The sequence below is a fragment of the Gilliamella sp. ESL0250 genome (genome assembly GCF_013345045.1).
Lineage (GTDB): Bacteria > Pseudomonadota > Gammaproteobacteria > Enterobacterales > Orbaceae > Gilliamella > Gilliamella apicola_H.
In genome coordinates this window covers 114,284-127,504 of record NZ_JAAEDV010000003.1, presented here as the reverse complement: position 1 = coordinate 127,504, position 13,221 = coordinate 114,284, and the positions used below count along the sequence as shown (strand labels likewise).

Below are 13,221 nucleotides of genomic sequence, written 5' to 3'. Positions count from 1 at the left end.
GGGAATTATTTTTATTAAAAATGGCAAGCCATATGTTTTTGAAGCTGCTAATAAAGTAGTTTATACACCACTCAATAGTTGAATTGCGCGTGGTAAAAATAAAAATTACATCATAAAACGTTTAAAAAATCACAATTTATCCAATAACGAAATTGCTAAATTAAAGCAAGTCGCAAGTAGTTTTGAAGGCAAACCTTATGATATCTGGTTTGGTTGGGATAATAATTATATCTATTGTTCTGAGTTAATCTGGAAAATTTATGATAAAGCACTTAAATTGAAAATTGGTCAATTACAAACTATCAAAGATTTTAATCTTTCATCGCCTGCCGTGAAGCAAAAATTAAAAAAACGTTATGGAAACAAAATTCCTTATCAAGAAACAATCATTTCACCAGTTTCTATTTTCAATTGATCATTTCTGACAACGGTTGACAAACAATGGTGAATTAAAATAATGCTAAACTCTTAACTGGTGCAAAACTTTTACGATATAAATGATTAATACCATGTTCTTTTATTGCCGCTAAATGCGCTTTAGTTGGATAACCTTTATGCTTAGCAAGGCCATATTGTGGATACAATTTATCAAGCTCAACCATCTCACGATCACGTGTAACTTTAGCCAAAATTGAAGCAGCACTAATCTCTGCTACCAATAAATCGCCCTTAATGACCGCTTGGCTTTGAATACCAAAATCAGGACAACGATTACCATCAACTAATACAAAATTGGGTTTAATAGTTAATCCAGATACAGCACGCTGCATTGCTAGCATAGTGGCATGTAATATATTTAATTTATCGATTTCATCAACTGAAGCGCGGGCAATATTCCACGCTAAAGCATCTTGTTTGATTATGTCAAACAGTTGTTCGCGCTTTTTTTCAGTCAATTTTTTAGAGTCAGTTAAGCCTTTAATTGGCTTGTTTGGATCTAAAATAACAGCAGCAGTAACAACATCACCACAAAGTGGACCGCGTCCGACTTCATCGACACCAGCAATTAATGTGGCATCAGGATAGGTAAATTCTAACAACAATGCGCATCCTCTAATACATCAAGCACTGCTTTAGCCGCTTGCTCATCGGCATTACAACGGATTTGTTTATGCAAAAATAAAAATGTCTGTTTTAGCTCAGTATTATCACCCTCTAACAAGGGAATAATGTGATTCGCGATATTTTCAGGTGTGCAATCTTGCTGTAATAACTCTGGAACTAGGGCTTTACCCGCTAAAATGTTAGGTAAAGAGACATAAGGAGTTTTAATTAATTTTTTAGCAAGCCAAAATGTGAAAGGTTTCATTTTATAGCCTACAACCATAGGACATTTGGCTAACATACATTCTAATGCCACAGTACCAGAGGCTAAAATTGCCGCATCACTAGCAATCATTGCTTCACGGGCATGGCCATCTAATAATTGTATGTCTAGTTTTGGTGTAACTTCGGCTTTAATCTGTTCAAACTCTTTTCGTCTTTTTTCATTCACTAATGGTACAACAATATGTAAGTCAGGATAACGTTGACGTAATAATTGCGCAGCTTCTAAAAAAGGAGTCGATAATAATGTTACTTCTGCATGGCGACTACCGGGTAATAAAGCTAAACAACGGCAAGTTAGTGGCACATCTAATTGTTGACGCATAGCTATTTGATCTGGATTAAGTGGAATATCATCAGCCATCTTATGACCAATAAAGCGGCAAGGCACATCAAATTTATCATAAAAGGTTTTTTCAAACGGTAAAAAAGCTAAAATAAGATTGGTATTACGTTTAATTTTGAAAACTCGTTTTTGCTTCCAAGCCCAAACGGAGGGGCTAACGTAATGAATCGTTTTAATACCGGCTTGTTTTAATTTACCTTCTAGGGAAAGATTGAAATCAGGTGCGTCAATACCAATAAATATATCGGGGTTAAGTTCAATAAGACGTTTACTAATATCTCGGCGAATAGATAAAATACGACGTAATCGCCCCAATACTTCAACAATGCCCATAACCGACAATTCATCCATTTCATACCAAGCCCTACAACCTTCAGCTTGCATTTTAGGACCTGCTATACCAACAAATTCAATGTTGGGATGATGATTTTTTAGCGCACGAATCAATCCCGAGCCAAGAATATCGCCAGAAGTTTCTCCAGCGACTAAGGCAATGGTTAATGGTTTATTGGTCATTAACGGATAATGCCACGCGTTGAACGTGCAAAAAAGTCAACAAAGAGTTGGGCTTCAGGATATTGTTCGGCAATGGTTGCAATTTCAGCTTTAGCTTCGTCCAACGTTAAGCCATTTCGATAAAGGACTTTGTAGCTATTGCGAATCGCCTGTAAGGCATCTTTGCTAAAGCCTCTGCGCTTTAAGCCTTCATAATTTACACCATGAGGAGTTGCATGATTGCCTTGGGCAATAACATAAGGAGGAACGTCTTGCGCAACGCCAGAACAACCACCGACCATAACATGCGATCCAATCACACAAAATTGATGAACAGCAGTCATGCCACCAACAATGACATAATCGTCTAATTGAACATGTCCACCTAAGGTGGCGTTATTTGCTAAAATACAGTGATTACCAATATAACAATCGTGCGCAACGTGAGCATTAATCATCAATAAATTATCACTACCAACACGAGTTAACTCGCCACCTTGAACCGTACCACGGTGAATAGTGACACTTTCGCGAATCATATTGCGATCGCCAATTTCGGTACGCGTTGGCTCTCCACGATATTTTAAATCTTGGTTTACTTCACCAATTGAGACAAATTGATAAATTTGGTTATCTTTACCAATTTTGGTGTGCCCATTGATGACAATGTGCGATTTTAAAAATGTTCCGTCACCAATTTCAACATTTTCACCAATAAAACAAAAAGGACCAATTTTGACGTTATCGCCAATTTTAGCACCTTTTTCAATGACTGAACTTGGGTGTATTTCTGTTGCCATAGTATTTCCTTAAAACAATTTGGAATATGAAAAATACCAAATGTTATTTACGAGCACACATCATTTCGGCTTCGCAAACTAACTTACCATCAACAGTTGCAACACCGTGGAATAGCGCAATGCCACGACGTTCTTTAATATACTCAACGTCTAATACAATTTGATCACCCGGCACAACAGGACGCTTGAAACGTGCCTTGTCAATTGAAGCGAAGTAATAAAGTTGTCCTGGCGACAATTCTTCAATGCTTTTAAATGCCAAAATTCCTGTAGCTTGTGCCATAGCTTCTAAAATTAATACGCCAGGAAAAATCGGTTTATTAGGAAAGTGACCTTGGAAGAATGGTTCATTCACAGTAACATTTTTGATCGCTTTTAATGTTTTACCTTTTTCGTAACTAAGTACGCGATCAACCATTAAAAATGGATAACGATGGGGCAATAAACTGATGATTTCTTCAATATCAAGGGCATTAAGTTCGGTAGTCAAAATAGCTATCCTTATACATTATTTGCTATAAATTTTATACATTATAACTGAGGAAGCCTGTTTCACTCAAGGATGATTTAAATAGCGCGTTTTATTTATTCCATTATATTGATGCTATGTTAATATAACTTAATTAAATAAATGATTTGTAAATACTATATTATCCCATACCAAATCATATATAATAATGAAAATAATTAGTTAAAAAGTTTATAACTTGGAGAAGTAGAATGAAATCATTGATTAAAATGACATTAGTCAGCAGTGCCATTGTATTAGCATTAACTGGGTGTGATGATAAAAAATCAGCTGACACTAATAGTTCCACAACAGTAGCAAATAAAGTTACAATTTCAACTGATGCACAAAAAGAAGCATATGCGTTAGGTTCATCATTTGCAACGTACATGAAGTCAAACTTAGAACAAAATGAAATCAAACCAGACCAAGAGTATTTGATTAGTGGTTTTAATGAGACTTTCCGTGATGCATCGCAACTTTCAAAAGATGATGTTAAAAACATCTTAGATGCATTTGGAAAACGAATTCAAGAAGAAAGCAAAGCGCGTTTTGAAAAGGAAAAAACTGAAAATACAGCAGCAGGTGATAAATTCCGCACAGAATTTGCTAAACAAGATGGCGTACAAAAAACCAAGTCAGGATTACTTTATCAAATCATTAAAGAAGGTTCAGACCGTCATCCAACTGAGCAAGATACTGTTATTGTTCATTATTTAGGCACATTGACGGATGGACGTAAATTTGATAGTTCTTATGACCGTGGTGAGCCAGCAACCTTTCCACTTAATGCGGTTATCAAAGGTTGGACTGAAGGAATTCAATTGATCGGCGTTGGCGGTAAGATCAAACTGGTTGTGCCACCAGAGTTAGCTTATGGTGATCAAAGTCTTCCAGGACAACAAGATAAAGCAGGCATCCAACCAGCATCAACATTAGTATTTGAAGTTGAGTTGCTTGGCATTGATGGTGATAAAAATGACAATACTCAAGAATCAACACCAGCTCAAAATCAAGAACACGCAGCTGAATAATTTGCTTGATTCATTAAGTTATACTCTTGTTGTTATGGGTCCTGCTTATGGGACCCAATCTGCTTACTGCGCATATCAATTTGCACAAGTTTTACTGTCTAATACGCCACATACGATTAAAAACATCTTTTTTTATGCCGATGGTGTTTATAATGGCAACCGCTATACCGATCCAGCCAGCGATGAATTTGATTTAATTTCTGCATGGCAAGAATTATCTCAAAAACACGCTTTCACTTTGACGGTTTGTGTAGCAGCAGCACAACGTCGTGGCATTATCGAAAATAACCTAGCTGATCATTTTCAATTAACTGGCCTTGGTGAATTAAGTGAGTCAATTGCAATGACAGACCGTACTATTCAGTTTTAAGGTTAAGGATTCAAATGAAAAAAGTGGCAATTATTATTAGTACGCCCCCGCATGGAAATGCCAAAGGTCGAGAAGCACTTGATATCGCATTGGCGACCTCAGCTATTAATCATATTTCTGTTTTTTTTGTCGATGATGGTGTATTTCATTTGTTACCTAATCAGCAACCAGATCAAATTTTAATGCGTGATTATATTGCGACTTTTAATATGCTTGAACTTTATGATGTTGATGATGTGTATGTATGCGAATCTTCACTTAAATCAAGAAATCTAATACAGATACCTCGTAATATCCCAAGTAAAATCATTAATAATGAGTCATTAATGCAATTATTAACCACTCAAGATGTAATATTGCGCTTCTAATTTTATATTGAAATACACAATCTCACACCACAACAACAAGATTGATCTCTAAACTAAAATCATTCAAATAAATATTAATTTTATTTAACTTTTTATTTTGTTGTTTTTTAAAAAATAATCGATTTTCATAAAAGATGCATTCTAGCGTTGATAGATAGACTAATGAAGTTTTGTTAAGTTTAAATCAAATAAATAACCCACTCCATTTTTTGCTATGCTTAAATAGAGTGGGCTATAATTTCATTAGATTTAGCTTTTATATAACTAAACTAATTTCTTCATTTGATCAGCAATTTTTTCAGCTTGAGTTCCAACAATAATTTGTGCACCAGTTTTACCTAACTTAATCACTGCCATTGCACCAAGCGCTTTGGCCGCTTGCTCATCAATAAGATCTGAATCATTCACCCCTAAACGTAAACGTGTAATACAAGAATCAATATTGGTTAGATTTTCTTTACCACCAACAGCAACTAAATACTGCTCTGCAAGTTTTGCTGTATCACCAATTGCTTGTTTTTGCTGAGTGTTTTCGGTTGATGAAACTGTGGTATCTTCATCTTCACGACCTGGCGTTTTAAGGTTAAATTTAACAATCACAAAACGGAATGCAACATAGTAAACAATAAAGAACACTAAACCTTGAAGTATAAGCATATACCAATGTACAGCAAGTGGATTACGGCTGGAAAGTAACATATCAACTAAGCCAGCACTAAAGCCAAACCCTGCAATCCATTGCATTGCAGCTGCAATATAAAGTGAGATACCAGCTAAAACAGCATGTAAAACATAAAGTACTGGTGCTACAAACATAAACGCAAATTCTAACGGTTCAGTAACACCGGTAAAAAATGCAGCAAATGAAGCGGCTAGCATGATTGAGGCCGTTTTATCTTTATTACCTTTTTTCGCGGTATGGTACATCGCTAATGCCGCGCCAGGTAGACCAAACATCATAACAGGGAAAAATCCAGCTTGGTAACGACCAGTAATACCCACTGTTGCTAATCCATCTTCAATTGATTTTTGCCCACCTAAGAAGTTAGGAATATCATTGATACCCGCAACATCAAACCAAAATACTGAGTTTAAAGCATGGTGTAAACCGACAGGAATAAGTAAACGATTGAAAAATCCATAAATACCTGCACCAACAGAACCTAATTCTTTAATATATTTACCGAACGCAACAAGTGCATCATAAATAGTTGGCCAGATAAAATATAAAACAGCGGATACTAACAACATAACTATTGAGACAATAATAGGGACCAGTCTTTTTCCACTGAAAAATGATAGCGCTTTATGTAATTCAACCTGACTAAAACGATTATAAAGTTCGGCGGCAATAATACCAACAAGAATACCGATAAATTGGTTATTTATTTTTTTGTATGCAGCAGGGACTTGGCCTAGCCAGTCATCTGCTTTTGTATCAATACCATTAAATAGTGCAATCGAGCTAGGAGAAAGTAAAGTTGTAACCACTAAAAAACCGACTAAACCAGCAAGTGCGGCTGCACCATCTTTATCTTTAGACATACCGTAAGCCACACCAATAGCAAAAAGTATAGGCATATTATCAATAATTGCGCCACCCGATTTAATTAAAAACGCAGCAATAATATTATTTTGTCCCCAACCATTAGGGTCGATCCAATACCCTATTCCGAGTAGTATTGCGGCTGCGGGTAGTACTGCGACAGGCACCATCAGTGAGCGCCCGATACGTTGCATATAAGCTAAAATTCCCATAAGTTAACCTCATATATTTTTAAGGGCATATAAAAAATGTCATAAAATTTTACATTTTTAAACGATGATAAGTAAGACTTCTTTATTTCACTCTATATTATTTTACTTCGCAAATTAATTATTACTTTTTTGTGACAAAAATCACTATATTTTTTGATTAATTGTCTTAATATAGTACAATTAATCCAACATATTTTACTTTTAAAAAAAAGAATTTATTTAATTATATCAAAAGAGGTGATATCTCATGAGACTTATTCCTTTAGACAATGCACAAGAAGTCGGTGCTTGGGTTGCACAGCGTATTGTGAATAAAATTAACCAATTTAAACCGACAGCAGATCGACCATTTTTACTAGGTCTACCAACCGGCAGCTCGCCATTAGTCATGTATCAACAATTAATCAAACATTATAAAGCCGGTCATGTTAGCTTTAAACATGTAGTAACGTTTAATATGGATGAATATGTTGGTTTGCCAGAAGATCATCCGCAAAGTTATCACACATTTATGTACGAAAATTTCTTTAATCATATTGATATTGATAAAAACAACATCCATATATTAAATGGTAATGCGCCAGATATTGATGAAGAATGTCGTCAATATGAAGCGAAGATCAAAGCTTATGGCAAAATCAATATTTTTGTAGGTGGTGTTGGTCAAGATGGACATATCGCATTTAATGAACCAGGATCTTCGCTTTGCTCTCGCACTCGCATCAAAACATTAACTGAAGATACACGCATTGCTAATTCTCGCTTTTTTGATAATGATGTTAATCAAGTACCAAAACATGCGCTAACTATCGGTGTTGCCACTTTAATGGATGCTCAGGAAGTGATTTTATTAGTTTGTGGTCATAACAAAAGTTTAGCGTTACAAGCTGGTGTTGAAGGTAGTGTTAATCATCTTTGGACAGTGACTGCACTACAAATGCATCGAGCTTCAATCATTGTTTGTGATGAACCAAGTACTGATGATCTTAAAGTGAAAACATTAAAATATTTTAAACAAATGGAAGCTGATAATCTTAAAGTGACCGTTTTATAAAGGATAAATCAATGTACGCATTAACAAATTGTCGTATTTATACAGGTTATGAAATTCTTGAAAATCACGCCGTTATTATCAACGGCGGCAAAATCGCTAAAATCTGTAAACAAGACGAACTAACCCCAGATATCAAAATTGAAAATTTACAAGGTGCAATAGTTGCACCTGGATTTATTGATATCCAAGTCAATGGCTGTGGTGGGGTGCAATTTAATGAAACGCTTGATGCCCTAAGTATTGAAACATTAGAAGCAATGCAAGCAACAAATCTAACTTATGGATGTACGAGTTATTTACCGACTTTAATTACATCAACTGATGAATTTATGATAAAGGCGGTTAAAGTGATGCGTGAATATTTAGCTACGCATGCCAATCAAGCACTTGGTTTGCATCTTGAAGGTCCTTATATTAGTCCGGAAAAGAAAGGCATCCACGACAAAAATATTATTCGTCAACCTTCACAAGAAATGATTGATTTTCTTTGTGAAAATGCAGATGTAATAAAAATTATCACATTAGCTCCTGAAAGAGTCGACAGCCATTTTATTAAACAGCTGGTTAATGCTGGGATTCATGTATCAGTTGGCCATTCCAATGGTCACTATGATGATTGTCGCCGTGGATTTAACGATGGTATTCGTTTAGGAACACACCTATTTAATGCCATGCCTTATATTTCTGGACGCGAACCGGGTGTAGTTGGTGCAATTTATGATGAGCCAGAAGTTTATGTTGGTATTATTGCCGATGGTCAACATGTGAGCTGGGCAAATATCCGCAACAGCCATAAAATCAAACAAGATCACTTAATTTTAGTTACCGATGCAATGTTACTTGCTGGCTCTAATTTATCATCAGCTGTATTTGCGGGTAAAACCATTTATTACAAAGATGGACGATGTGTTGATGAAAACGGCACATTAGGTGGTTCGTCCTTAACCATGATCGACGCGGTAAAAAATGCCGTCGAATATGTAGGTATTGCTTTAGATGAAGCATTAAGAATGGCAACACTTTATCCCGCCAAAGCAATCGGTGTAGATAAAGATCTTGGCAGTATTACTGAAGGTAAAATTGCCAACTTAGTTATTTTTAATCGTGATTTTACGGTCACTAAAACCATTGTAAATGGAGAAATACATCATTAGAATGCAGATAGTTAATAAAAATATTGAGATATAATATGTTATTTAATTATCTGAATTTAGTTGGGAATGCTGAACTAATTAAACAACTTAACTATGCAATGATCTACCGTTTAATTGTTCAGCAAGCTCCTATTTCTCGTATACAACTGGCTGAAATTAGTCAATTAGCACCAGCCAGTATCACAAAAATTACTCGGCAATTATTAAAAAATAAGCTAATTAAAGAAATTGATGCCCAGCAATCAACAGGTGGTCGACCTGCGGTTTCCATTGAAGCTAAATTTGGACATTACCAAGCCATTGCGGTGCAATTAAGCCGCTTTCATGTCACTATTGAACTTTTTGACTTAGGATCTAAATGCCTAATCTCCAAAAGATATCCTTTGACTCATTTTACCGAACAGCAAGTACAAGCATATTTAATCACATTAATTGAAGAATTCATTGAGAAAAATAGAAAAAAAATAAAGCAGTTAATTGCAATATCCATTGTACTTCCGGGCTTAATTGATTCGGTCAATGGCATTGTCCGCTATACACCGCATATTCAAGTGAAAGAGTGGGCTCTAGCTGAAGTACTACAAAAACAATTCAATGTATCTATTTTTGTTGGGAATGATATTCAAAGCTTAGCATTAGCTGAAAGTTATTTTGGAACAACACAGCATGTTGATGACTCCATTTTAATCCGTGTACACCGTGGTGTAGGCTCTGGCGTTATTGTTAATCAACAATTGCTGACAAATCACAATCAAAGCGCTTGCGAAGTTGGTCACATTCAAGTTGATGCGTTAGGCGAACGATGCCATTGTGGTAACTTTGGTTGTTTAGAAAACCGTGTAGTCAATAAAGCTATTGAAAACCGAGCGAAACAGATGATTGAGCAAGGCTATAGATCAAGATTAACAATAGATCACTGTGATATTAACCATATCTGTCAATATGCTAATCAAGGAGATGAGCTAGCGATAAAACTAGTCAAAGATGCGGGTGAAAACCTTGGCAGGGCAGTTGCAATTATGGTTAACATCTTCAATCCACAACGAATCGTATTAGCCGGTGAACTCACCAGGTCACCAGAAATACTATTAAATGCAGTCAATAGCGCATTAAATGCTCAAAGCTTAGAAGGTTTACGAAAAAATCTGACTATTACTTGCTCATCACTTAACGATAGATCAGCGATTGGCGCATTTGCATTAGTACAGCAAGCTTTATTTAATGGCTCATTATTAATGACATTGTTGGACGATAAAGAACAGTAATCGATCATAATAAATAATAAAGCCCGACCAATCGGGCTTTGCCATTTTATGTTTAATTTAGGCTAAAATGCGTAACATTCTTCGTAATGGTTCAGCCGCGCCCCATAATAATTGGTCACCAACAGTAAAGGCAGATAAATAATCTTTACCCATATTAAGTTTACGTAATCGGCCAACTGGTGTGGTTAAGGTACCTGTTACTGCGGCTGGTGTCAGCTCTCGCATGGAAATATCACGATCATTCGGCACGACTTTTACCCAATCATTATGAGCAGCAAGCAGTTTTTCAATTTCAGACACACTGATATCTTTTTTCAACTTAATAGTAAAAGCTTGGCTATGACAACGTAGTGCGCCAATACGAACACAAAGTCCATCAACAGGAATAATCTGACTCGTTCCTAAGATTTTGTTGGTCTCAGCTTGTCCTTTCCATTCTTCTTTACTTTGACCATTATCAAGCGCCTTATCGATCCAAGGAATTAAACTTCCTGCTAACGGTACACCAAAATTATCGATTGGTAAGCTACCATCACGCATTTTTTGGGTCACTTTTCTCTCAATATCTAAAATAGAAGAATGCGGATTTTGTAACTCTTTGGCAACCTCAGCATTTAGCATCCCCATTTGAGTAAGCAGTTCACGCATATGGCGCGCACCACCACCTGAAGCTGCTTGATAAGTTGAAACCGAAACCCAATCAATAAGGTTTTCAGCAAATAAACCACCAAGAGACATTAACATTAAGCTCACAGTACAGTTACCACCAACAAAAGTTTTAATACCTTTATCTAAAGCAGCATGAATGTTAGCTTTGTTCACAGGATCGAGCACAATGATTGCATCATCTTCCATACGTAATGTTGATGCCGCATCAATCCAATAACCTTGCCAACCCGTTGCACGTAATTTTGAATAAATTTCGGAGGTGTAATCGCCACCTTGGCAAGTAACAATAATATCTAACGCTTTTAATGCATCAATATTATCTGCACTTTGCAATGTGCCTGTTTTACTGCCAAAAGTAGGAGCTGCTTGACCTGCTTGAGAGGTAGAAAAGAAAACAGGATTGATATAATCAAAATCATGTTCTTCAACCATACGTTGCATAAGAACAGACCCCACCATTCCACGCCAACCGACAAAACCAACATTTTTCATAATTTATTCCCAATACCTAGAGGTTATATAAAGAGATATTTTTATCTATTAAAACAAAATATCACCATAAAACAAGTCAGATAAGAATTATTTTTGTAGGCAGGGATATAATAACATGGTGTTATATATTGAAAGAGAAAACAATTACAATAACTAACAGAAAAAATGAATCATCATCTGCAACCAAATACCGCTTCTAGATAATACATTCACTACTTTAACAACTTGATTCATTTTATATTTATTGAAATGATTTGGTTACTAGTTGATTTATTTGTAACAACTTATATGTACCTAACGTATTTCTTGGTTAGGTAATTCCTACACATGAAGATATAAGCATTATTGCTGATTAAATTATTTATAGAACCATTTATTATAAAATTTGGTGACAGAATTAACTATCATCTTTAAATTAGCAAATACACCAAATATAGGATGAGATCTGTGTTTTGTATTTAAATTTACGCGCAGCTTGACTGCGTAATGCTAGTGCTTCAACAACCGACTTACTATTCTTTCTAAAACAACATATTCCTCATCAAGAATATCATGGTCTAAACTTGGGACTCCTAAACGTACTTTTATGAGCCAATAGAGATGGCATTGGTTAAGGCATAATTCCCCAATTGTTGTTTAAAGTCACAACTAAATTTTTTGACAACAATATGTGCTGCTATGATTTTTATTTATACTATAGCGATCATCTTTCTCCTCTTTTTGGCAAGGAGAAATAAGTTGCCATCTGATTCCAATAAGATGAAACGGTATAGAATCCAGAATAATTTTTACAAGCAGAAGACTAAAATAAAAGCAAAACGGTCAAAAATGCGTGTCGAGAACAAAACATACGTTAGCATAAAAAACTAAGGCAAAGCGAATTGCAACTAGCTGATAACCGAAACAGTCAGGGAAATGAATAATAAGCAACACCAATGATGAAAAGAGGAGGCTATCTGAATTTTTGATAGAAGATAATAAAAAAGCCCACTTGGATAAGTAGACTTTTTTATTGAAATTTGGTCGGCGAGAGAGGATTCGAACCTCCGACCCACTGGTCCCAAACCAGTTGCGCTACCAAGCTGCGCTACTCGCCGTTAGATGCTCTTTGCGTTCTATAAATGGGGTGGCTAATGGGATTCGAACCCACGACAACTGGAATCACAATCCAGGGCTCTACCAACTGAGCTATAGCCACCATAGAAGCAGGACGAAATATTACGCATAAAAAATAACATTGTCCAGCAGAATTTTAAAAAAACTCACTGATTGATTATATAAGAAGCGCTAAAAGTATAAAATTTGATAATCTCCAATTCACTCTTTAGTAAAGGCACTTTTGGCTGAAATACTGATTTCTTTGTTGGATCTATTATTGTTAGCAATTTTAACACGCCCAAATCAATGAGTTGCTAGTAATCCCTTTTTAGCATAATGTTTTGGTACTTTAAGTTCAACATTAGCACATCAGTAACTACGCCTGTAAGCTATGGCTGTTCACATATACCTTAGATTCTAAAGATAATGGGCATGCTTTTTTATTAAATTAGGAAAACATAAGCATTTTTTAATAGTTAGTTTT

Annotated in this window: 13 protein-coding genes and 2 tRNA genes; 7 read left to right on the top strand and 8 right to left on the bottom strand. The window is 35.7% G+C overall.

The window, feature by feature from the left end; all coding sequences use genetic code 11:
• The first annotated feature begins 82 nt into the window (after nucleotides 1-82).
• Nucleotides 83-415 carry a YiiX/YebB-like N1pC/P60 family cysteine hydrolase gene (locus GYY69_RS13035; protein WP_174796590.1) on the top strand — a complete coding sequence of 111 codons (333 nt, stop codon included), beginning with the start codon at nucleotides 83-85 and terminating at the stop codon, nucleotides 413-415.
• A 34-nt stretch (nucleotides 416-449) separates the two neighbouring features.
• Here the strand turns inward: GYY69_RS13035 and rnhB are convergent, their stop codons facing one another.
• From rnhB to fabZ, 4 genes are read right to left on the bottom strand one after another with little or no spacing between them, the layout of a single operon-like run.
• The gene (gene rnhB, locus GYY69_RS03735) at nucleotides 450-1,040 is read right to left on the bottom strand and encodes a ribonuclease HII (protein ID WP_174796589.1); all 591 of its coding nucleotides are present in this window, start codon (nucleotides 1,038-1,040) and stop codon (nucleotides 450-452) included.
• Nucleotides 1,034-2,188 (bottom strand): lipid-A-disaccharide synthase, encoded by a 1,155-nt coding sequence (gene lpxB / locus GYY69_RS03730; RefSeq protein WP_174796482.1) that lies wholly within the window; start codon nucleotides 2,186-2,188, stop codon nucleotides 1,034-1,036. Before lpxB ends, rnhB begins: the two co-directional genes overlap by 7 nt.
• Nucleotides 2,188-2,967, bottom strand: coding sequence for an acyl-ACP--UDP-N-acetylglucosamine O-acyltransferase (gene lpxA, locus GYY69_RS03725; protein ID WP_174796481.1), 780 nt, complete (start codon nucleotides 2,965-2,967; stop codon nucleotides 2,188-2,190). Before lpxA ends, lpxB begins: the two co-directional genes overlap by 1 nt.
• A 43-nt stretch (nucleotides 2,968-3,010) precedes the next feature.
• Nucleotides 3,011-3,457 carry a 3-hydroxyacyl-ACP dehydratase FabZ gene (gene fabZ / locus GYY69_RS03720; protein WP_065637944.1) on the bottom strand — a complete coding sequence of 149 codons (447 nt, stop codon included), beginning with the start codon at nucleotides 3,455-3,457 and terminating at the stop codon, nucleotides 3,011-3,013.
• 230 nt (nucleotides 3,458-3,687) lie between these two features.
• On the opposite strand from fabZ, the gene fkpA reads away from it, so the two are divergent.
• Genes fkpA through tusC form a run of 3 tightly spaced genes read left to right on the top strand, consistent with a single transcriptional unit; the run spans nucleotide 3,688 to nucleotide 5,247 of the window.
• Complete coding sequence (gene fkpA / locus GYY69_RS03715; protein ID WP_174796480.1) at nucleotides 3,688-4,509, top strand: FKBP-type peptidyl-prolyl cis-trans isomerase; 822 nt, start codon at nucleotides 3,688-3,690, stop codon at nucleotides 4,507-4,509.
• Nucleotides 4,454-4,879: a sulfurtransferase complex subunit TusD gene (tusD, locus tag GYY69_RS03710; protein ID WP_174796479.1), complete on the top strand. Its 426-nt coding sequence runs from the start codon at nucleotides 4,454-4,456 to the stop codon at nucleotides 4,877-4,879. Before fkpA ends, tusD begins: the two co-directional genes overlap by 56 nt.
• A gap of 14 nt (nucleotides 4,880-4,893) precedes the next feature.
• Nucleotides 4,894-5,247 carry a sulfurtransferase complex subunit TusC gene (tusC, locus tag GYY69_RS03705; protein ID WP_174796478.1) on the top strand — a complete coding sequence of 118 codons (354 nt, stop codon included), beginning with the start codon at nucleotides 4,894-4,896 and terminating at the stop codon, nucleotides 5,245-5,247.
• 264 nt (nucleotides 5,248-5,511) lie between these two features.
• On the opposite strand, the gene nagE is transcribed toward tusC, so the two are convergent.
• Nucleotides 5,512-7,005, bottom strand: a complete 1,494-nt coding sequence (gene nagE / locus GYY69_RS03700) for an N-acetylglucosamine-specific PTS transporter subunit IIBC (RefSeq protein WP_174796477.1) — start codon at nucleotides 7,003-7,005, stop codon at nucleotides 5,512-5,514.
• A gap of 247 nt (nucleotides 7,006-7,252) precedes the next feature.
• Between nagE and nagB the strand changes: the two genes are divergently transcribed.
• Genes nagB through GYY69_RS03685 form a run of 3 tightly spaced genes read left to right on the top strand, consistent with a single transcriptional unit; the run spans nucleotide 7,253 to nucleotide 10,478 of the window.
• Entirely contained in the window at nucleotides 7,253-8,059 is an 807-nt protein-coding gene (gene nagB, locus GYY69_RS03695; RefSeq protein ID WP_065637948.1) for a glucosamine-6-phosphate deaminase, read from the top strand.
• 11 nt (nucleotides 8,060-8,070) lie between these two features.
• On the top strand, nucleotides 8,071-9,213 hold the full coding sequence (nagA, locus tag GYY69_RS03690) for an N-acetylglucosamine-6-phosphate deacetylase (protein ID WP_174796476.1): 1,143 nt from the start codon (nucleotides 8,071-8,073) through the stop codon (nucleotides 9,211-9,213).
• A gap of 35 nt (nucleotides 9,214-9,248) precedes the next feature.
• On the top strand, nucleotides 9,249-10,478 hold the full coding sequence (locus GYY69_RS03685; RefSeq protein ID WP_174796475.1) for an ROK family protein: 1,230 nt from the start codon (nucleotides 9,249-9,251) through the stop codon (nucleotides 10,476-10,478).
• A gap of 57 nt (nucleotides 10,479-10,535) precedes the next feature.
• Here the strand turns inward: GYY69_RS03685 and asd are convergent, their stop codons facing one another.
• The 3 genes from asd to GYY69_RS03670 all read right to left on the bottom strand — a co-directional run bounded on the left by asd (nucleotide 10,536) and on the right by GYY69_RS03670 (nucleotide 12,837).
• Nucleotides 10,536-11,639 (bottom strand): aspartate-semialdehyde dehydrogenase, encoded by a 1,104-nt coding sequence (gene asd, locus GYY69_RS03680; RefSeq protein WP_174796474.1) that lies wholly within the window; start codon nucleotides 11,637-11,639, stop codon nucleotides 10,536-10,538.
• A gap of 1,020 nt (nucleotides 11,640-12,659) precedes the next feature.
• A tRNA-Pro gene (locus tag GYY69_RS03675) sits at nucleotides 12,660-12,736 on the bottom strand.
• A 25-nt stretch (nucleotides 12,737-12,761) separates the two neighbouring features.
• A tRNA-His gene (locus GYY69_RS03670) sits at nucleotides 12,762-12,837 on the bottom strand.
• Between the last annotated feature and the right edge of the window lie 384 nt (nucleotides 12,838-13,221).